This is a genomic window from Pseudocolwellia antarctica (assembly GCF_049933045.1).
Lineage (GTDB): Bacteria > Pseudomonadota > Gammaproteobacteria > Enterobacterales > Alteromonadaceae > Pseudocolwellia.
The window spans coordinates 2,102,414-2,124,701 of record NZ_CP187926.1 but is presented as its reverse complement, the minus strand read 5'-3'; the positions used below and the strand labels follow the sequence as shown (position 1 = coordinate 2,124,701).

Here is a 22,288-nt window from a genome sequence, read left to right as displayed (position 1 = left end):
CTTTGTTTATAGATTCACATTGTCATCTAGACCGTTTAAAACTTGAAGAATTTGACAATAATTTAGATAACGTAATAAATGCTGCGAAAGAAGTACAAGTAGATCATATGCTTTGTGTCAGTGTTACGTTGAAAGACTTTCCTGCAATGGCAGCTTCCACTGAAAAATATAAAAACGTTTCCTTATCATGCGGAATGCATCCTTTAAATCAGGAGGATGAAGTCGATGAAGATGAATTACTTCAACTATCGCAGCATGAGCGTGTTATCGCAGTAGGGGAAACGGGTCTTGATTACTTTTATGCACCAGAAACTAAAGAGGTTCAATTAGACTCTTTTATTAAACATGTTCGAGTTGCAAACAAAATCAATAAGCCACTGATTATTCATACGCGTGCTGCCCAAGAAGATACTTTAAAAGTATTGCGCGACGAGAATGCTCAAAATGTTGGTGGTATTTTACATTGCTTTACTGAAGGCTGGGAAATGGCAGAGCAAGCCATCGAGTTAGGCTTTTATATTTCTTTCTCAGGTATCGTAACTTTTAAAAATGCTGCTGAGCTAAGAGAAGTCGCGAAGAAAATCCCTGACGATAGAATACTGATAGAAACAGATTCCCCATATTTAGCGCCTGTTCCTCATCGAGGTAAACAGAATCAACCTGCTTATGTTGTTGAAGTTGCAAAACATCTTGCCAGTATTAGAGGGCAATCGGTTGAGCACATAGCTGCAATATCAACGCAAAATTTCAATACATTATTTAAGCTTAATAAATAACCTGAAAACTGGATAAGCAATTATGCCTAATATTGTTATTTAACCGTCTATCTGCGTTGATTTTATTACTAATAGCCAGCTATTAGTACATAAAACCGTCTTGTTATACCGGCTAAATCTCAACATTAGGAGAAAAACAAATGATATTTTTGGTAAAATCATCTAACCTTAACCTTGGTTTTAGATTTTATTAATCAATGAGTTAAAAAATTCATTATCCAGAGTTCAGGTTAAATAAGCCTATTAAGGTGTTATTTCGTTTTAATGTAATATTCTGTTCGAACTGACACTTTTTGAATAGTTGAAGGTAGTGTTATTCATTTTTCTGGTGAGATAATAAATAATAGGCAAAAAAATAGCCCTAAACTATTACTAGTAAAGGGCTTAGGGGTTGGTTCAAATGAACCAGTGCTAATAAAACTAACCTAGAGAAATAACAAAGCAGCGAGCAAGTATTTTTCTGTTTTTAAAGTAAACTAAACTTTATATTAATTAAGTGTAGTGCAAGATTTTAGCAATGCTAATTTATTTTTCTTTATTTTTGACTTTTTTTATAATTATTTGATAAACAAAGGCTAATGGATTTATTTTTATCTTTCTTTATAAATGTTAAACCCTATTTTCTTATGTTTCATGCACACCTTATCAACCGCTTGTGGAATAGCTAAGTGAACTGTTATTGTCACCTTAATTATGCCATCATCTTTTTACTCACTTTAATGAAAGTATACTTGTGTTAAATCGCCTCTGGATCAGCTTCTTTTTTATTGCCTTTATTTCTTCAATATACCAATGGGGAGTGATGGGTGATGCGCTCGTTTTTGAAAAAATCATACAATCCCTTTTTAAAATGTCTTCAGTCACTGTCGATATAGCGATTGGTTTAATCGGTGTTTTAGCTTTTTGGTTAGGTATGATGAAAATAGCTGAGAATGCTGGTCTTATTAATAAATTAGCTATAGCTATTTCTCCTTTATTTTCAAAGTTAATGCCGGAAGTACCAAAAGGTCATCCTGCCATTGGTTCAATGACGATGAACTTATCGGCTAATTTTTTAGGTATCGATAATGCTGCAACACCTTTAGGTTTAAAGGCGATGCAAGATCTACAAACATTAAATCCAAAAAAAGATACAGCAACAAACGCGCAAATCTTATTTCTTGTTTTAAATACTTCATCGGTGACTTTATTTCCTGTTGCTGTTTTTGTTTACCGAGCGCAGCAAGGCGCTGTAAATCCTACCGATGTTTTTATCCCTATAATGCTTGCAACTTTTGCCTCAACATTCGCTGGCTTATTAGCTGTCGCGAGTGTACAAAAAATTAAATTACATCATCCTATTGTTTTATTATATTTATCAGCGGCTATCGCATTTATTGGTGGAATAACCGTATATTTTGCGACTTTAACTTCTCAAGCGTTAGCAGAGCAATCCTCACTATTCGGTAATATATTGATCTTTACCACCTTGATTATTTTTATCGCGGCAGCAGTACGTAAAAAAATTGATGTATACGACAGTTTTATAGAAGGTGCTAAACAAGGCTTCGAAACCAGTATTAAGCTTATCCCATATTTATTAGCTATGTTATGCGCCATTGGTGTGTTCCGAGCTAGTGGCGCTTTAGATGTAGTTGTCGACATATTTAGACAATCAGCTGTATTTTTAGGTATGGATACACGTTTTATTGATGCATTACCTACCGCTATGATGAAACCATTGAGTGGTTCAGGTTCAAGAGCCATGATGATTGAAACTATGAACGCCCACGGTGCAGATTCATTCGCTGGTAGATTAGCATCAATTTTTCAAGGCTCTACCGAAACAACATTCTACGTGCTTGCTGTTTACTTTGGCTCTGTAGGTATTAAATACAGTAGGCATGCCGTTAGCTGTGGTTTAATTGCTGATGCTGCAGGCATTGTTGCTGCTATAGGTGTTTGTTATTGGTTCTTTGGTTAATCTTTACCGTCCACTTTTAATTACTACTCATGCCTTTCGGATTATTTATTCACTTCTCTAATAGAGCCTGAAGGGCAATTTAAAACTAATCTCTAACTTCTCTACTACTTAATTACCAAATAAAAATCTATTTGACGCTCTTCTGCAAAAAAACTCTACCTACTATCTACAAAATAGCCTTATTTTTCATACATCCGTATCAATAAAATTAATATTGTCGACAATTTATTGTGTTTACTGTTGAAATATTATTAATAGTGCTTATAATCTTTGCATGTTTTTAAATTTGTCGACAATATATGCCTTTAGAGCTTAATACTTTAAATAACCCAACTCACTTAGCGGCAGTCACTACTGCAGATAAAGTTTATGAGCAACTGCTTCAGCAAATTGTGAACGGAACTATCGCTCCTGGTAGTAAGATTAGTGAACCTGAATTATCTAAAAAATTTGAAATTAGTCGCTCTACCTTGCGTGAAGCTTTAAATAGATTAGAAAAATGTCACTTAATAGAACGTAAAGCTAATGTAGGCTCTCGTGTTGTAGATTGTTCAATAGAAGGTTTGTTAGAGCTATACATTACACGTGAAGCGTTAGAAGGTATGGCGTGTAGACAAGCTGCAATGAACATGACTGATGATGAAATTTTAAGCATGAAACAAATGCTTAAAGATCACAGTAATCAACAAGATTTAAAAGACGGTATTTCATATTACCAAGAAGAAGGCGATGTAGATTTTCATTACAAAGTTATTCTAGGTAGCCATAACCAACAGCTTATCAATATTATTTGCGGGCAGCTTTATCATCTTGTGCGCATGTATCGAATTCAATTTGGTATGAAAAGCTCTCGAGCTAAACGTGCCTTTCAAGAACATTCTCAAATTATTCAAGCAATCGCAGACCGAGATGGTGAATTAGCGGAGCTATTAATGCGTCGTCATATTGCAGCATCTCGTAAAAATATAGAAAGAAAAATAACTGAACAAACTTAATTTATTCATTCAGATGGAGATAAACGTGGCTTCAATACAATCACCTGGCAAAAAATTTAGACAGGCATTAGAAAACAACAAACCCCTTCAAGTGGTAGGAACTATAAACGCTTACTGCGCAATGATGGCTGAAAAGTTAGGACATCAAGCTATCTATCTTTCAGGTGGCGGTGTGGCTAATGCTTCTTACGGGTTACCTGACTTAGGCATGACATCGTTAAATGATGTAGTTGCTGATGTGCAACGTATAACGTCAGCATCAAGCTTACCTTTACTTGTTGATATTGATACAGGCTGGGGCGGGGCGTTTAATATTGCTAAAACCATTCGTGATATGGAAAAAGCAGGTGCTGCTGCGGTTCATCTTGAAGATCAAGTAGCTCAAAAGCGTTGTGGTCATCGTCCTAATAAAGAAATTGTTTCTATTGAAGAAATGGTTGATCGCATTAAAGCTGCTGTTGATGCGCGCACAGATAAAGACTTTTTTATTATGGCTCGCACAGATTCTTTTGCTCAAGAAGGGTTAGAAGCTGCTATTGCTAGAGCGAAGGCTTATGTTGCTGCAGGTGCTGATGGTATTTTTGCTGAAGCTATTAAAACGGAAGAACATTATCGTGCTTTTTCAGAAGCTTTAGATGTTCCTATTCTTGCCAATATTACCGAGTTTGGACAAACAGAACTTTGGAATAAAGAGCAATTAGGTGAGTGGGGCTGTGCCATGGTGCTTTATCCTTTATCAGCATTTAGAGCCATGAATAAAGCCGCAGAGTCGGTTTATAAAACATTGTTAGCAGATGGTGACCAAAAAGCTGAAATAGATAATATGCAAACGCGTATGGATTTATACGACTACCTTGGTTATCACGATTACGAACAAAAGCTAGATAGCTTATTTGCTGAAGGCAAAAATAAATAAAAATAATAATAAAAAATAAAATTACAATTTTAAATAATTACTAATAATAAAACTTTTAAAGATTACTAATACATACAACGAGTTAGTTAAGGAACATATTATGGTTGATAAAAAATTAAGTGGTGCAGGTTTACGTGGTCAAAGTGCAGGCGAAACAAAGTTATGTACAGTTGGCAAGTCAGGTAGTGGTTTAACGTATTGTGGTTACGATGTTTCTGATTTAGCCGATAACGCGACGTTTGAAGAAGTTGCTTACCTTTTATTTAATGGCGAATTACCAAACCAAGAACAACTTGGTGCTTACAAAATTGAATTGGAAGCAATGCGTGATTTACCACAAGCATTAAAAGAAGTTTTACAGCGCATTCCAGCAGAAGCTCATCCTATGGATGTTATGCGCACTGGTGCCTCTTTTCTTGGTAACTTAGAGCCAGAAGCTGATTTTTCACAAGAACGCCAAGCCGCAAACCGTTTATTGTCAGCTTTCCCAGCAATCATGTGTTACTGGTACAAATACTCACACGATGGCGTTGAGATTGACTGTATGACAGATGAAGACTCTTTAGGCGGCCATTTCTTACGTTTATTAAACCAAGAAGAGCCTTCAGAGCAGCATAAACGTGTGATGGATGTATCATTAATCTTATACGCAGAACATGAATTTAATGCTTCTACTTTTACTGCGCGTGTTTGTGCATCTACATTATCAGATATGTTTTCATGTATTACAGGCGCTATCGGTACTTTACGTGGTCCACTGCATGGTGGTGCAAACGAAGCCGCTATGGATATGATCCTTAAATTCAAATCTCCTGCAGACGCTAAAGAACAAATGGCAGGTATGTTAGAGCGTAAAGAAAAAATTATGGGATTTGGTCATGCTATTTACCGCACTTCTGATCCACGTAATGTTGTGATCAAAGAATGGTCTGAAAAACTTGCAGCAGAAAATGGCGATACGTCACTATATGATATTTCTGTAGCTTGTGAAGAGTTTATGTGGGACACCAAAAAACTATTTTGTAATGCTGATTTCTTCCACGCGTCTACTTATAACTATATGGGTATACCAACAAAACTATTTACACCTATTTTTGTGTGTTCACGATTAACAGGCTGGGCTGCACATGTAATGGAACAGCGCGTAAATAACCGTATTATTCGTCCAAGTGCTGATTATACAGGTGCTGAACCGCGTAAGGTTGTTGCTATCTCTGAAAGGTAGTTTGACTGGTTATTTTTAATTATTTCTTCGTTAGAATGTTCTCGCATAGGAAAACTATGCGCCCAACATTCTGCCTTGAATTAATAAAAAACTCCTGTGTCAATAACTCGAATATATTAATAAGGGATCGCATTAAGTGAATAATTGGTTTCACTTCTTCTCCCTTATAAAAGTGGAATAAATTATGAATTACGATTACCGAAAACCATTGCCTGGAGCAAATATAGATTTCTTTGATACGCGTGCAGCGGTTGAAGCTATTACTCCAGGTAGCTATGCAAAATTACCTTATACCTCTCGCGTATTAGCCGAGCAGCTTGTACGTAAATGTGCTCCTGCAATGCTGACTGATTCGTTAAAGCAGCTTATCTACCGTAAGCAAGAACTCGATTTTCCTTGGTATCCTGCTCGTGTGGTATGTCATGATATTTTAGGGCAAACCGCCTTAGTTGATTTAGCTGGCTTACGTGATGCTATTGCCGAACAAGGTGGTGATCCTGCAAAAGTGAATCCTGTTGTACCTACACAATTAATTGTTGATCACTCATTAGCAGTGGAACATGGTGGTGCGGATTCAGAAGCTTTCGATAAAAACCGCGCGATTGAAGATCGTCGCAATAAAGACCGTTTTAAATTTATTGAGTGGAGCAAAACCGCCTTTAAAAATGTTGATGTTATTCCTGCTGGTAATGGCATTATGCATCAAATCAATTTAGAAAAGATGTCTCCAGTTATTCAGTCACGTGATGGGGTGGCTTTTCCTGATACTTGTGTTGGTACTGACAGCCATACACCTCATGTAGATGCTTTAGGTGTTATCGCAATTGGTGTAGGTGGTCTTGAAGCTGAAACTGTTATGTTGGGTCGTCCATCTATGATGCGCTTACCTAATATTGTTGGTGTAAAACTAACAGGCAAAAGACAAGAGGGCATTACAGCTACCGATATCGTATTAGCGATTACTGAATTTTTACGTAATGCTAAAGTGGTTTCTGCTTATTTAGAATTTTATGGTGAAGGTACAAAAGACTTAACCATAGGTGACAGAGCAACCATTTCAAATATGACACCTGAATATGGTGCTTCTGCTGGTATGTTTTATATCGATCAGCAAACCATCGATTATTTAAATTTAACGGGGCGTGAGCCAGAGCAAGTTGCGTTAGTTGAAACCTACGCTAAACATACAGGTTTATGGGCAGACGATTTAGTTGATGCTGAATATGAACGTGTACTTGAGTTTGATTTATCCAGTGTTTGTCGCAACATGGCTGGACCTTCAAATCCGCATCGTCGTTTAGCTACATCTGCTCTTACTTCTAGTGGAATAGCTAAAGAACTTTCTGCATGTAATGAACAAGAAAGCAAAGGTCAAATGCCAGATGGGGCTGTAATTATTGCAGCTATTACCAGTTGTACAAATACATCTAATCCACGAAATGTTGTAGCTGCAGGACTTGTAGCTAAAAAAGCAAACAAATTAGGCTTAATTCGTAAACCTTGGGTTAAGTCGTCATTTGCTCCAGGTTCTAAGGTCGCTAAACTTTACCTAGAAGAGTCGGGTTTATTGCCTGAGATGGAAAAACTAGGTTTTGGTATTGTCGGATATGCTTGTACAACCTGTAATGGTATGTCGGGCGCACTTGATCCTGAAATACAAAAAGAAGTGATTGAACGTGACTTATATTCAACAGCTGTATTATCAGGTAACCGCAACTTTGACGGACGTATTCATCCTCACGCGAAACAAGCTTTCTTAGCATCACCACCATTAGTTGTGGCTTATGCAATTGCGGGAACAATACGTTTTGATATTGAGCGAGACATTTTAGGTACCGATAATCAAGGTAATCAAATAACCCTAAAAGATATCTGGCCATCAGATAAAGAAATTGATGACATAGTAAATACCTTTGTTAAACCTGAGCAATTTATAAAAATATACACACCTATGTTTGATTTAGGTGCATTCGAACCTGCTGAAAGTCCATTATATGATTGGGACCTAACGAGTACTTATATTCGTCGACCCCCTTATTGGGAAGGTGCTTTAGCGGGTAAGCGTACCATGAAAGGTATGCGTCCTTTGGCTGTGCTGGGTGACAATATCACGACAGATCATTTATCACCGTCTAATGCTATCCAACTTAATAGTGCGTCGGGTGCCTATCTAGAAAAGATGGGCTTACCTGTAGAAGATTTTAACTCGTACGCAACACATCGTGGTGATCATGAAACAACACAACGCGCAACGTTCGCTAATCCTAAACTGTTTAATGAAATGTGTCGTGACGAAAATGGCGCAGTTAAACAAGGCTCATTAGCACGTATTGAGCCTGAAGGTACTGAGTCACGTATGTGGGAAGCTATTGAAACCTACATGAAGCGCAAACAGCCATTAATTATTATTGCTGGCGCCGATTACGGTCAAGGTTCATCACGCGACTGGGCTGCAAAAGGTGTTCGCTTAGCGGGTGTTGAAGTTATTGTCGCACAAGGGTTTGAACGTATTCATCGTACTAATTTAGTTGGTATGGGCGTGTTACCGTTGGAGTTTATTAATGGTGAAACACGACAAACTTACAATATTGACGGTAGCGAAACATACGACGTAGTGGGAACTACTTCTCCAAGTGCATTGATGACTGTTGTAATGACACGTCAAAAAGGTGAAAACAGCGGAGAGGTTATTGAAATACCTGTGAAGTGTCGTTTAGATACCGCAGAAGAAGTTTCCGTATACAACGGTGGTGGAGTTTTACAAAAGTTTGCTACTGACTTCTTGAAGTCGAATTCATAATTGATTTTTAGTATTTTATCTACGTTGAAAGTGCTCATTGACGTTCGTCAACTCCGCGCTTCAGCCTTGTTAAAACACTAAAACTCTTTTTATGAAAATCGACTTTGTATGATGAGATAATACAAAGCAGCAAAAGAGTAATCTAATGCTGCTTTTTTAGATTAGAAACGATTAATTAACTCTTAGAAAACCGCGAATAAAAAATGTGTATTAATAAGGCGAATAAAAGAAACACAGACTTTTAGGTAACGTTATTCAAACCCTTAAAAACACATTTTAGCAAGCGGAACTAATAGTATGGAGATAAACATGTCGAATGTTCCACAAGTGAAAATTCCCGCAGTGTATATGCGTGGTGGTACATCAAAAGGTGTATTTTTCAATTTAACCGATTTACCTGAATCTTGTCAGGTAGCAGGTGAAGCACGTGACAATATGCTTTTACGCGTTATCGGTAGTCCTGATCCTTACGGTAAACAAACCGATGGTATGGGTGGAGCAACATCTAGTACGAGTAAAACCGTAATTTTAGCGAAAAGTGATGTTGAAAATCACGACGTAGACTACCTATTTGGACAAGTAGCTATTGATAAAGCCTTTCTTGATTGGAGTGGTAACTGCGGAAACTTAACGGCAGCAGTTGGTTCATTCGCTATTTATTCAGGCTTAGTTGAGCAAGAAAGAATCCCTAAAAACGGTGTTTGTACCGTGCGTATTTGGCAAGCTAATATAAAGAAAACGATCATAGCTCAAGTGCCTATCGTAAATGGTGAAGTGCAAGAAACTGGTGACTTTGAATTAGATGGTGTGACTTTCCCCGCAGCAGAAGTTCCTGTTGAATTTATTGAACCTGTTGATCCATCTGAAGCCATGTTTCCTACAGGTAATGTTATTGATGAACTTGAAGTGCCTGATATTGGAACCTTTAAAGTGACTATAATAACTGCTGGCATTCCTACTATATTTTTAAATGCTGAAGATATTGGTTTTATAGGTACAGAACTTCAAGATGATATTAATAATGACGATGAAGTTTTAGCTAAGTTTGAAAAAATCAGAGCTTATGGCGCATTAAAAATGGGGCTTATTAAAGAGCTTTCAGAAGCTGAAGCTAGACAACACACGCCTAAAGTTGCGTTTGTTTCTCCAGCTAAAAGTTATCAAGCATCAAGTGGCAAGAAAATTGAATCAAGTGATATCGATTTAAATGTTAGAGCTCTTTCTATGGGCAAACTACATCATGCAATGATGGGTACTGCCGCTGTTGCTATAGGTGCAGCTTCAGCTATTCCTGGTACTTTAGTTAATTTAGCTGCTGGCGGTGGTCATTGCGCATCGGTGACTTTTGGTCACCCGTCAGGTACATTAAAAGTAGGTGCTGACGCCAGTTTAGTAGATGGGAAATGGACGGTAAACAAAGCAATAATGAGCCGTAGTGCACGCATATTAATGGAAGGTAATGTGCGAGTACCTGGTGATTGTTTTTAGTTTTTTATAAATAAATCTCTATAAACACTAAGTCGGCATTTATGTCGGCTTTTTTTATGCCTTAACAAATATAGATAAAAATCGTCTATTTACATCGATATTCCTTTAAATTGAAGCACTATACCTGTATGTTATGCGTTTTTTACGCATTCGATGTTTATTATGAACAAACTTGAAGAATATAGTCTTACACTAAAGCAAATTGAAGCTATTATTAGTGATGAGTCTGATATTATTGCCAACATGGCTAATATTAGTGCTTTATTATTTGAAAGTTTACACGATGTGAATTGGGTTGGTTTTTATCGCGTTCTTTCAGAAGATCTTGTATTAGGACCTTTTCAAGGTAAAGTTGCTTGTATACGTATTCCTTTTGACAAAGGTGTTTGTGGCGCAGCAGCAAAGCAAAACAAAACGATGCGAATCGCTAATGTTCATGATTTTTCTGGGCATATAGCATGTGATTCAAACAGTAACTCAGAAATTGTTATTCCATTGTTTGTTAATGGTAAAGTGATCGCTGTTTTAGATATAGATAGTCCTTCTTATGATCGTTTTGATGAAAATGATCAAACAGGATTAGAAAATATAATAAATGTATTTGAAAATATCATCATCAAGCATGGCGTGTTAAACTAATGAAAGAAATTGTTGTTATTCATGATTATTTGGTCTCTGAAGCAGTAGTTGGAGACTGGGATGGTGATGAGGAACTCGTCGCTGAGCGTATTAATGAAATTTATCATTTAATATACGACTTAGCAGAAGAAGATATTGCACCAGAGATTTTAGAAGGCTTATTAGATTTGGTGTGGGATACTTGGATCGGGCAAGATGCTTTGCCTGAATTAGAAAGTGAAGATATTTATGACTGGTGCCGACATTTGTTGGAAAACCGTGAACAGTATCTAGAAAATTAGATTATTTGTGAAAAGTTGATTTATGGAAACTAAACGTACTAGTACTAAAGAAATTATTGCTTATTTAGCTGAGAAATTTCCAGCTTGTTTTTCTATTGAAGGACCAGCTAAACCATTAAAAATAGGTATATTTCAAGATTTAGCCGAAAAGCTAACCGATGATGAAACCGTTAGTAAAACACGTTTAAGACAAGCGCTTAGACATTACACAAGTAGTTGGAGATACTTGAAATCGGTTAAAGTTGGTAGCATTCGTGTGGATATCGACGGTAACGATGCTGCAGAGATTGATCAGGTACAAGCTGATTATGCAAGCAAAACGTTAAAAGAAAGCCAAGAAAAATTTGGTAACAATAAACCTAAAGAAAACAACACGAAAAAGCAGTATAAAGATCGTAAGCCAGCTAAAGATCAAAATGCTAAACCAGATCAAAAAGCTAAATTTAAGGCTGTTAAGTCAACCAAACGATCAAGTGTTAAGACTGAAGTTAAACTTCAACCAGTTTCAGCAGAGTCTATAATTGTAGGTAAGAAAGTTAAAGTACAATTAAGTAACTCTCCAATGAACGCTACTATTACCGAAGTATCAGGTAAAGATATTACTGTTCAACTTGATTCTGGGATGGTTGTTAAAACTCAAGTTAAAAACATATTTACTGAATAATCGGAGTTTAATGCATGCAAAAGTTTTGTCGTGTCGCACTTGCTGTGTCTATTTCTTTATCAAGTTTACTTGTTAATGCAAATGAGAAAAAAGTAGAAGAACTTTCTTTACCTATTTTAGCCCCAGAAGAGCAACATGCAACATCCAGTAAACGGATAACGGCGCAATTTACGCGTGCACATTACAAGCAAGTTAAAATGGATGATGATCTGTCGATGCAAATCTATGACAGATATATCAAACAATTAGATTATGCTCGTAATATATTTACTCAAGCCGATGTTGATGGCTTTGCTAAATATAGACTCGATTTCGATACCGTGATTTCTCGCGGTAAATTAGATAAAGCTTATGAAATTTATAACCTAAACCTGCAAAGACGTTTAGAACGTTATGAACATGCTTTAACTCTTCTAGAAACAGAAAAACCTTTTGATTTCACTTTAGATGAATCATATAACTTTGACCGTGAAGATGCTGCTTGGCCTAAAGATAAGGCTGAACTAGACGAATTATGGCGTTTAAAAGTTAAATATGATGCACTTAACTTAACCCTAGCGAGCAAAAAATGGGAAAAAGTTACTGAAGTTTTAGGTAAAAGATATCGCTACGCCATCAAACGTTTAAAGCAAAGTGAAAGTGAAGATGTATTTCAAATTGTAATGAACAGTTTTGCACGAGTTGTAGAGCCTCATACCTCTTATTTATCTCCAAGAAATGCTGAACGTTTCCAAATGGAAATGAATCTTTCATTAGAAGGTATTGGTGCTGTTTTGCGTGCAGAAGAAGATTACACCGTTATTCAAAGTGTTGTATCTGGTGGTCCTGCAGATAAATCTAAAGAACTTAAGCCTAAAGACAGAATTGTAGGTGTTGCTCAAGCTGAAGAAGACTTTGTCGATGTAATTGGCTGGCGTTTAGATGACGTAGTTGAATTGATCAAAGGTCCTAAAGGCACACAAGTTCGTTTACAAGTGCTGAGTGGCGAATCTGATGATGATGCTAATGCAAAAATAGTTTCTATTATACGCGATACTATTAAGCTAGAAGATAGAGCAGCTAAATCTGAAGTTTATTATGAAATTCAAGATGATAAGACAAGTAAAAAACTTGGTGTTATCACTATTCCAAGTTTTTATAACAACCTTTCTCGTGATGTTAAAGTTGAATTAAAAAAACTTGAAGATGAAAACGTAGAAGGCGTTATTGTTGATTTACGTGGTAATGGTGGTGGTTCTTTAACTGAATCCACTTTACTAACGGGATTATTTATCGACAAAGGACCTGTTTCTCAAGTACGTAATGGTGCTAATCGTATAGAAGTTAATAGCGATAGAGATGGTGTTAGTTTTTATAATGGTCCGTTAACCGTAATGGTTGATCGTTACAGTGCTTCTGCTTCAGAGATCTTTTCTGCAGCTATTCAAGATTATGGTCGTGGTGTTATTATAGGCGAGCATACTTTTGGTAAAGGTACGGTTCAACAGCACAGAGGTTTAGGTCGTGTTTACGATTTATACGAAAAGCCTTTAGGTAGTATTCAATTTACTATTGCTAAGTTTTACCGCATTAACGGTGGCAGTACTCAACATCGTGGTGTTTTACCTGATATCTCTTTTCCATCTGCAATAGACCCAGAAGACTGGGGCGAAAGTAAAGAAGAGAACGCACTACCTTGGGACAAAGTCCCTAAAGCTGAATACAAAAAATTAAAAGAACTAACCAGTGATTTTGCTAACTTACAGTTGTTGCATGACGAACGTATTAAAGAAAACACTGAATTCAATTATTTACTTGATGATATTGAAATTTACAAAGCTGAGAAAGACGACAAAACTGTTTCTTTAAACTTAGCTATTCGTAAAGCAAAACGTGAAGAGCGTAAAGCAAAGCAATTAATCAGAGTAAATGAAAGATTAGTTAAATTAGGTAAAGAGAAAATAGAAACACTTGAAGACGATTTACCTGATGAATTAGATGAATTAGACCCGTTTTTAGATGAAGCGGCTAAAATTACATTTGATTTAGCTTCTTCTGGTCGAATGGCAAAAAAATAAATAATTTAATTATTTATAAAAAAAAACCGCTTAATCAGCGGTTTTTTTATGCCTTGTAAATAGTGAATAACCATTAAGTATTTAATCAGTATAAGTGAATAGTTATTTTGCAAATGGTTGTTTTTAAAGAGCTGTAGGCGATATTTTATTAACAAAAAACTTGCACTATTTTTTAATAGAGGGCATGTTATCAGCATAAAAAGTAATATGAATAATAATAAGGCACAATTTCTATGACTGAACAGTCAGAACATAAAACCCCTAGTATGCTTGATGCGTTAATACCTCTAATAGCGCTTATATTCATGCTATCTGGCGCAGTATTCTATTTTGGTGATAATTCAACAGGTGGACCTAACCAAATCGCATTATTGATAGCGACAGGTATCGCTATTGTTATTGGCCTTAAAAATAATTATAACTGGGCTGACATAGAAAAAGCCATGATCAACGGTATCTCTATATCAATGGGGGCTATTTTTATTCTTTTAGCTGTTGGTTCTCTTATCGGTTCATGGATGTTGTCGGGTACTGTACCTAGTATGATTTACTATGGTTTAAAAATACTCGACCCAAGTTGGTTTTATGCTGCTACTTGTATTATCTGTTGTATTGTTGCCTTAAGTATTGGTAGCTCGTGGACCACAGCAGCTACAATCGGTGTTGCTTTAATGGGAATATCGACTGGTTTACAGTTAGATCCAGCAATTACCGCAGGTGCAATTATTTCGGGCGCATACTGTGGAGATAAAATTTCACCTCTTTCAGAAACAACCAACTTAGCGCCTGTCGTTGCAGGCTCGGAATTGTTTGCTCATATACGTTACATGATGTGGACGACTATCCCATCAATCTCAATTAGTTTGGTTATCTTCACCTTTTTAGGTTTATCAGCTGAAACTACAGTAACACTTGAAGCCGTCGAAAATATTAACAAGCAGTTAGATGCTAATTTCAATATTACTCCGTTAAATCTTATTCCTGTATTTTTATTATTAGCCATGGCGATTAAAAAAGTGCCAGCATTTCCAGCTGTTGCTATTGGTGCCTTGTTTGGTGCTGTTTGGGCTGTATTTTTTCAACCAGACTTAATTAAATCTTTAGCTGATAACGGTATTGATACATTAACAGCAAATATTACCGTGGTTTGGGGCGCTTTATTTGATGGTGTTACTATCAGCTCTGGTGATTCTGACTTAGATAGCTTGTTAAGCGGTGGTGGCATGAAGAGCATGTTAAACATTGTTTGGTTAATTATGTGTGCCTTAATGTTCGGAGCTGTTTTAGAGCACTTCGGTATGTTGAAAAAGTTTGTTCAAGCCATTTTAGGTTCTGTGAAATCTGTTGGTGGTTTGATCACAAGTACAGTTGCAACATGTATCGGTACTAACTTAGTTACAGCAGACCAATATATTTCTATCGTAATGCCTGGTCGCATGTATAAAGAAGAATATAAAAGACGTAATTTAGACCCACTTGTATTGAGTAGAACGCTGGAAGATTCAGGTACCTTATCTTCACCACTTATTCCTTGGAATACTTGTGGTGCATTTATGTTTGGTGTTTTAGCGTTAACCAATTATGAATACATTTTTTACTGCTTCTTTAACTTCATTAATCCTGTATTAGCTATTGCTTATGGTTACACAGGATTTAAAATTAAAAAGTTAGTTGCTGAATAAATTATCTCGCTAATTTTTATCATTAAAGCCTGTTTCTACAGGCTTTTTTTTTTTAAATCTGTTAAACTTTTATAAAATATTTGAGCTGTTTTATTTTTACTTTGGTAGCGAATAAAACTCCAACAAAAGCAGCAATATATTATATATACTTTATTTTCATCGAATTGTAGGAACCTCCATGACTGAATTTACTGCCCGTTATTTATCTGATTATAAAAAATCTGCATTTAATATTTCTACTATCGATTTAACATTTCAGTTGGACGATACACAAACGCTTGTAACTAACGTGATGTCAATTACTCGCACAAGTGACGAAGTTGAACCTTTAATATTACAAGGTGAAGAACTAGAGCTCGTTTCAATAACTGTTAATGGACAAGCATTACCAACAGAATCTTATGTTCAAACAGCAACGCAATTAGAAATAAATGTAGCAGAAACAGATTTTGAATTGGTCATTGAAACCCAAGTTAACCCTGTTAAAAATACATCGTTAGAAGGCTTATTTAAATCAGGTGGTGCTTTTTGTACGCAATGTGAAGCTGAAGGTTTTAGACGTATTACTTACTACCTTGATCGCCCAGATGTTATGTCTATTTTCTCAACTAAAGTGATTGCCGACAAAGCTAGTTATCCATTCTTACTATCTAATGGTAATAAAGTTGACTCAGGTGACTTACCTAACGGATCTCACTTTGCAAAATGGCAAGACCCATTTCCAAAACCTTGTTACTTGTTTGCACTTGTAGCAGGAAGTTTTGATTTGTTAAGTGATACTTTTACTACCTGTTCAGGTAGAGAAGTTGTATTAGAGATTTTTGTTGATAAAGGAAACTTATCTAAAGCCCATCATGCTATGGCATCTTTGAAACATTCAATGAAATGGGACGAAGAAACCTTTGGCTTAGAATACGATTTAGACATTTACATGATAGTAGCCGTCGACTTTTTTAATATGGGCGCAATGGAAAACAAAGGTCTAAACGTATTTAATAGTAAGTTTGTATTAGCTGACGAAACTACAGCAACCGATGTTGATTATTTTAATATTGAAGCGGTTATTGCACACGAATATTTCCACAACTGGACAGGTAACCGCGTTACTTGTCGAGATTGGTTTCAGCTAAGTCTTAAAGAAGGTTTAACTGTTTTTAGAGATCAGCAATTTAGTGCTGACCTTAACTCAGCAAGTGTTACCCGTATTCAAAATGTAAGAGTATTAAGATCATTACAGTTTGCTGAAGATGCAGGTCCAATGGCACATCCAATTCGTCCTGAAAAAGTAATGGAGATGAATAATTTCTATACTTTGACTGTATATGAAAAGGGTGCTGAAGTGATAAGAATGTTGCATACCTTATTGGGGAAAGACAATTTCAGAAAAGGTATGGATCTTTACTTTAAGCGTTTTGATGGCATGGCAGTAACTTGTGATGACTTTGTTAACGCTATGGCTGACGCATCAGGTATTTCTTTAGAGCAATTTAAATTATGGTATATACAAACAGGCACGCCTGTTTTAACTGTAACTGAAGAGTATAACCAAGAAGATAAAACTTATACTGTTCATCTTAAGCAAAAAAATAGCAGAGTAGAGCATGCAACTCACGCTTTACATGTGCCTGTGAATGTTGAGTTAATTTCAGCTCAACCAAATAATGTAATAAGCTCTCAAAGCCATTTAGTCGAATTAACGCAATTAGAGCAAAGTTTTAGTTTTAATGGTTTTGATGAAAAACCCGTACTTGCCTTTTTAGGTAACTTTAGTGCGCCAGTAAAAGTTGATTTTGAACAAGCTGATCATGATTTAGAAAAAATTATGGTTAACGCTCAAGACGAATTTTGTCGTTGGGATGCAGGGCAACAACTTTTAAAGAATACGATTAAAAAATTAATAAATAACCCATCAGAAGTGTTATCTGAAAATGTAATAGCCTCTTTTAATCACATATTAACAAGCTCTATCGATCCAGCATTAAAAGCTGAGCAATTAACGTTACCTACATTTGATGAAGTTGCAGACTCTATTGAAAATGTTGATGCCGCAGCATTAGTTGACGCAATAGACACGATTAAAAAGCAATTAGCACAAGGTTTAGCCGATACATTTAAATCGCTTTATACACAATTGAATAAAGGTGTGTTCGCCATTGATGGTGCAAGTGTTGCTAATCGTTCATTGAAAAACGTATGTTTATCTTACTTAGCCTTAATTCCAAGTGAAACTGACCTTGTTGATGCTCAATTTACTGCTTCTGACAACATGACCGACACACTTGCTGCGCTTTCATGTAGTGCCGATAATAATATGGCAGAATTTGATACTCAGATGAAAACATTCGAAACTCAATGGAGCGATACCGTTTTAGTAATGGATAAATGGTTTGTCTTAGCGGCATCTATAAAAAGTGATGATATTTTTGAACGTTTAGAAAGGTTGTCAGCACACCCGTTATTTAGCCTAAATAATCCTAACAGAGCGCGTTCGTTAATTGCTGCTTTTGCGGCTAAAAATCCAAAGTATTTCCATTGCTTGAGTGGTAAAGGTTATCAATTCTTGTCTGATCAAATCATTAAATTAAATGAAATCAATCCGCAAATTGCTTCACGCTTAATTACGCCTTTGATCCAATTTAAAGGGTTTGACCAAACCAGACAAAAATTGATGAGAGCAGAATTAGATAAATTAAGTCAGTTACCTAACTTATCTAAAGACTTAAAAGAAAAACTGGATGCGGCACTTAAATAAAAACCTACTATAATGAAATATTATTTCAACATTAATATATCGTACGATGATTTCCTACCTTATTACCAAGGTAAAGTTACAACTATCGTGGTAATGAGTACGGAAGGGCAGCGTATACAGTTTCCAGCAATGCATATAAGGAAGTACTTATTATCAACAGGTATTAAAGGACTTTTTTGTATGCAGACAGAAAATAATAAATTTTTATTATTAGAAAAAATTCGTTGATTAGAGTTTCTGCTTTAAACGGTGGTCTGACCATCTCTGTTCAAGGTTCGCCTTCTCAGAGTAGATACAAGCTACTGAAAGTAAGGCGCTAATAGTTAATATGAATGATGTTTTAAACAAGTGTTTTAAACGTTAGTTTTTAAGTGGTCTGATCTTCTTTATAAGTCACTAAAAACAAGAGGAATAATTAGGTTTCTTAACGCTTGATAGTTTTCAGAAATGATGCAATTATTGTTTTATCCCGTTTAAGGGAACATAACAATAAACGTATTATTATAATAAGTAAGCACTCTATTTTTAGATCTGGGGAGAACATAAATGAAAAATAGCTCTCGCGGCTGGGTTCAATTGAAACCTGTAGCTGCAAGTATAAGTATTGCTTTATTATCATTATCTGCACCACCGATACACGCCAAGAATTTTCAATTGGGTGATTTTGATATAAGTTTTGACTCTACATTCTCAGCTGGAGGCAGCTGGAGAGTAGAAAATCGTGATTGGAATGCGAGCGTAGGTAAGTCAAACAATGTAAATAATGGTTTTGATTTCTCTGGATATCATCCAAGCTTAAACGTTAGTCCTGATGCGGCTACAGTTTGGAATGGTGCTGGTAACTATTCAACCAACAGTGATAATGGAGATTTGAATTTCGATTCTGGCGAAAGTTTCTCAAAAATTATCAAAGGTACCCATGATCTTGAAATTAGATATGAAAACATCGGGCTATTTGCTCGTGGTACATATTTTTACGATTTTGAGATGATGGACAGTGACCGAGCTTGGACTAATCCTTCTTCAAATACAGTAAACAATCCTTGTCGTGATGACGAAGCTCGTGAACAAGTTTGTCGTGATATTCGCTTATTAGATGCTTTTGTATATGGTGATTTTGATTTAGGTGAAATGCCTTTATCTGTTCGTATTGGTCAACAGGTTATCAGTTGGGGTGAAAGTACCTTAATTTCACATGGTATTAGTGAATTAAATCCAGTAGATATTGCACGCTTAAAAGCGCCAGGTGCTGAACTTAAAGAAGCCTTTATTCCTTTTGGCGCTGTTTGGGCTTCAATTGGTATTACAGACAACTTTGACGTAGAAATGTTCTATCAATACAGCTGGGAAAAAACAGTATTACCAGCGCCAGGAAGTTATTTTTCAACGAATGATTTTGCAGGCGATGGTGGGCACTTTAATAATGTTCAGCTAAATTTCGCTAGTAATCCTGATATGGATTTAGATTCATTAATTACTAACTTAAATATTCTAGGTGACACTATTCGTTCTGGTGCTATTACCGTAGAGCAAGGTGCAGCTGCCTACTTAGGTGGTTTCCCTACTAAGCTAACCCTTAGACAAGAAGATGCAGAAAATGATCCAGAAGATGGTGGCCAATATGGTATACGTTTATCTTGGTATTTACCTGCACTTAATGAAACTGAAGTCAGTTTGTACTACATGAACTACCACAGCAGACGTCCTGTATTTTCAGGTGTAACGGCTGACTTTTCACAAGTAGGTACTGATGTAGCAAAAATAGCATCGGGCGAAATAACCTATGAAAATTATACTGATTTAGCTTCTTTCTCACGTGTTGAAATTGATTACGCTGAAGACATTCAATTATACGCGTTTAGTTTTAATACTACTGTAGGTGAAACTTCAGTAGCGGGTGAAGTCACTTATCGTCAAGATGAACCATTGCAAATAGATGATGTTGAGTTACTTTATTTAGCTATGCCACAACAGTTAGCTAATGCAGGAATTCGACCTGATTTAGATGGTGTTTCGCAAATACCGAATGTAGGTTTAGGTGAAAGAGTAGATGGTTTTATATTATCAGATACTTTACAAGCCCAAATGACATTAACGCATTTATGGGGACCATCATTTGGTGCCAATCAATTCACTACTTTGTTTGAAATCGGTGGTATTGATATCAGAGATATGCCATCTCAAGATGTGTTACGTTTGAATGGACCAGGTACAGCTAGAAATGGAGGTATTGCGGTTAGTCCAGGTTTAGAGCTTGCCTTACAAGATGGTGTAGAAGCTAATCCTTTCCCTGATGATTTCGCTTGGGGTTATCGTGCAGTTGCAAAACTTGATTACAGTAACGTATTTGCTGGAATTAATATTTCGCCAAAAATTGTATTTTCTCATGATGTAGAAGGTATTACACCAGATCCATTATTCTTGTTTATAGAAGATAGAAAGTCTGTAGCCTTAGGTGTTGGATTCGACTACCAAAGTCGTTGGACAGCTGATGTTAGCTACAACAGTTTCTTTGACGGTGTAGGCACTACTAACCAATTATCTGATCGAGATTATATTTCTTTCAGTATTTCGTATTCAATTTAGGAGCTGTTTTGATGAGAAAATTCACAAAAACAACTATGATATCGTTAGCCGTGTCTCTAGTGTTAACTAGTGGTAGCGCGTTAGCAAAAATTACAGCAGAAGAAGCTAAAAAGTTAGGTAATGAATTAACTCCTATGGGAGCAGAACAAAAAGCCAATGCCGATGGTTCTATCCCAGAATGGACAGGTGGTATAACTAAAGCGCCTGAAGGTTATGTTGTAGGAGAACATCACGTAGATCCTTTTGCTTCTGATAAAAGCTTATTTACCATAACGTCAAAAAATTTAAATGAGTACAAAAGCAATCTAACACCAGGTCAAGTTAAGTTATTTGAAACTTATCCTGATACTTACACAATGAATGTTTACCAAACGCGACGTTCAGCATCGTTTCCTGCACATGTATATGATGCAGTAAAAGAAAACTCGACGCGCGCAGAACTTGTTGAAGAAGGTAATGGTATTACACAAGCTTCAGTAGGTATTCCATTTCCAATGCCTAAAACGGGATTAGAAGCAATCTGGAATCATATTCTTAGGTATCGTGGTGAGCAGGTTAAGCGTGAAGGTGGTCAAGTGTCACCAACAGCGAGTGGTGATTATACTTACTTAGGTTTTGAAGAAAGTTTAATACTTCCATATAACGTACAAGGTGCTAAGCCTGAAGACTTGCAAGAAACAAATATTTTATTCAAGTTTAAGCAAAAAGTTACTGAACCAGCACGTTTAGCTGGTACCGCGTTACTTGTGCATGAAACAATGGATCAAATAAAAACACCTCGTCAAGCTTGGACTTACAACACAGGTCAACGCCGAGTTCGTAGAGCACCAAACGTTGCTTATGATACGCCAGGTACAGCGTCAGATGGCTTAAGAACAACAGATGACTTTGATATGTACAACGGTGCTCCTGAACGATATACATGGGAATTAAAAGGCAAACAAGAATTATATATCCCATATAATGATTATCGCTTACATAGCAATGAGTTAAAGTACGAACAAATTTTACAACCAGGTCATATTAATCCACAATATGTACGATATGAAAAACATCGTGTATGGGTTGTTGAAGCGAAGCTTAAATCGTCTACTCGACACATTTATAAGAAACGTGTGTTTTTTATTGATGAAGATAGCTGGCAAGTTGCTGTAACTGATATTTATGATAATCGTGATGAATTATACCGTGTAGGTGTAGCGCATGGCTTAAATTACTATGAAGTTCCAACGCAATGGTCTACGCTTGAAGTCTTTCATGATTTACAGTCACGTCGTTATATCGCGATGGGGTTAGATAATGAAGCAAACATGTATGACTTTATGACTGAACAGAGTGATTCTGACTTTACTCCATCAGCATTAAGAAGAGAAGGACGTCGTTAATCTTAATTACATGATGAGACGGCTGGCTTTTGCCAGCCGTTTTTGTTTGAAACAAAGGCGTTTGAGCTTTTAATTTATA

16 protein-coding genes are annotated in these 22,288 nt (G+C 36.3%); all 16 read left to right on the top strand.

The genetic code is table 11. The annotated features are described in order from the left end of the window. The first annotated feature begins 2 nt into the window (after positions 1-2). The 16 genes from ACPUVN_RS09175 to ACPUVN_RS09100 all read left to right on the top strand — a co-directional run bounded on the left by ACPUVN_RS09175 (position 3) and on the right by ACPUVN_RS09100 (position 22,209). On the top strand, positions 3-776 hold the full coding sequence (locus ACPUVN_RS09175) for a TatD family hydrolase (protein WP_426370501.1): 774 nt from the start codon (positions 3-5) through the stop codon (positions 774-776). Between the two features lie 733 nt (positions 777-1,509). Continuing rightward, positions 1,510-2,739 carry a nucleoside recognition domain-containing protein gene (locus ACPUVN_RS09170; protein ID WP_426370500.1) on the top strand — a complete coding sequence of 410 codons (1,230 nt, stop codon included), beginning with the start codon at positions 1,510-1,512 and terminating at the stop codon, positions 2,737-2,739. Positions 2,740-3,038: 299 nt separating this feature from the next. Beyond that, entirely contained in the window at positions 3,039-3,734 is a 696-nt protein-coding gene (locus ACPUVN_RS09165) for a GntR family transcriptional regulator (protein ID WP_426370499.1), read from the top strand. 25 nt (positions 3,735-3,759) lie between these two features. Further along, a complete protein-coding gene (gene prpB / locus ACPUVN_RS09160) occupies positions 3,760-4,650 on the top strand; it encodes a methylisocitrate lyase (RefSeq protein WP_426370498.1) in 891 nt (296 codons plus the stop codon). Positions 4,651-4,750: 100 nt separating this feature from the next. Beyond that, positions 4,751-5,875, top strand: a complete 1,125-nt coding sequence (gene prpC, locus ACPUVN_RS09155) for a bifunctional 2-methylcitrate synthase/citrate synthase (protein WP_426356921.1) — start codon at positions 4,751-4,753, stop codon at positions 5,873-5,875. A 184-nt stretch (positions 5,876-6,059) separates the two neighbouring features. Continuing rightward, positions 6,060-8,675 carry a Fe/S-dependent 2-methylisocitrate dehydratase AcnD gene (gene acnD, locus ACPUVN_RS09150; RefSeq protein ID WP_426370497.1) on the top strand — a complete coding sequence of 872 codons (2,616 nt, stop codon included), beginning with the start codon at positions 6,060-6,062 and terminating at the stop codon, positions 8,673-8,675. Between the two features lie 309 nt (positions 8,676-8,984). Further along, on the top strand, positions 8,985-10,163 hold the full coding sequence (prpF, locus tag ACPUVN_RS09145) for a 2-methylaconitate cis-trans isomerase PrpF (protein ID WP_426370496.1): 1,179 nt from the start codon (positions 8,985-8,987) through the stop codon (positions 10,161-10,163). A gap of 162 nt (positions 10,164-10,325) precedes the next feature. Further along, positions 10,326-10,802, top strand: a complete 477-nt coding sequence (locus tag ACPUVN_RS09140) for a GAF domain-containing protein (RefSeq protein WP_426356923.1) — start codon at positions 10,326-10,328, stop codon at positions 10,800-10,802. Further along, positions 10,802-11,083: a hypothetical protein gene (locus ACPUVN_RS09135; RefSeq protein WP_426356924.1), complete on the top strand. Its 282-nt coding sequence runs from the start codon at positions 10,802-10,804 to the stop codon at positions 11,081-11,083. The genes ACPUVN_RS09140 and ACPUVN_RS09135 overlap by 1 nt, the downstream gene beginning before the upstream one ends. Before the next feature lie 22 nt (positions 11,084-11,105). Then, entirely contained in the window at positions 11,106-11,747 is a 642-nt protein-coding gene (gene proQ, locus ACPUVN_RS09130; RefSeq protein WP_426356925.1) for an RNA chaperone ProQ, read from the top strand. 14 nt (positions 11,748-11,761) lie between these two features. Continuing rightward, positions 11,762-13,804 (top strand): carboxy terminal-processing peptidase, encoded by a 2,043-nt coding sequence (prc, locus tag ACPUVN_RS09125; protein WP_426356926.1) that lies wholly within the window; start codon positions 11,762-11,764, stop codon positions 13,802-13,804. Positions 13,805-14,037: 233 nt separating this feature from the next. Beyond that, a complete protein-coding gene (gene nhaC / locus ACPUVN_RS09120) occupies positions 14,038-15,486 on the top strand; it encodes a Na+/H+ antiporter NhaC (protein WP_426356927.1) in 1,449 nt (482 codons plus the stop codon). A 178-nt stretch (positions 15,487-15,664) separates the two neighbouring features. Continuing rightward, positions 15,665-18,238 (top strand): aminopeptidase N, encoded by a 2,574-nt coding sequence (pepN, locus tag ACPUVN_RS09115; RefSeq protein ID WP_426370495.1) that lies wholly within the window; start codon positions 15,665-15,667, stop codon positions 18,236-18,238. Positions 18,239-18,250: 12 nt separating this feature from the next. Beyond that, positions 18,251-18,466: a DUF2835 domain-containing protein gene (locus tag ACPUVN_RS09110; protein WP_426356929.1), complete on the top strand. Its 216-nt coding sequence runs from the start codon at positions 18,251-18,253 to the stop codon at positions 18,464-18,466. A gap of 318 nt (positions 18,467-18,784) precedes the next feature. Next, positions 18,785-20,824, top strand: a complete 2,040-nt coding sequence (locus ACPUVN_RS09105) for a DUF1302 domain-containing protein (RefSeq protein ID WP_426370494.1) — start codon at positions 18,785-18,787, stop codon at positions 20,822-20,824. Positions 20,825-20,835: 11 nt separating this feature from the next. Continuing rightward, entirely contained in the window at positions 20,836-22,209 is a 1,374-nt protein-coding gene (locus ACPUVN_RS09100) for a DUF1329 domain-containing protein (protein WP_426356931.1), read from the top strand. Positions 22,210-22,288: the final 79 nt, after the last annotated feature.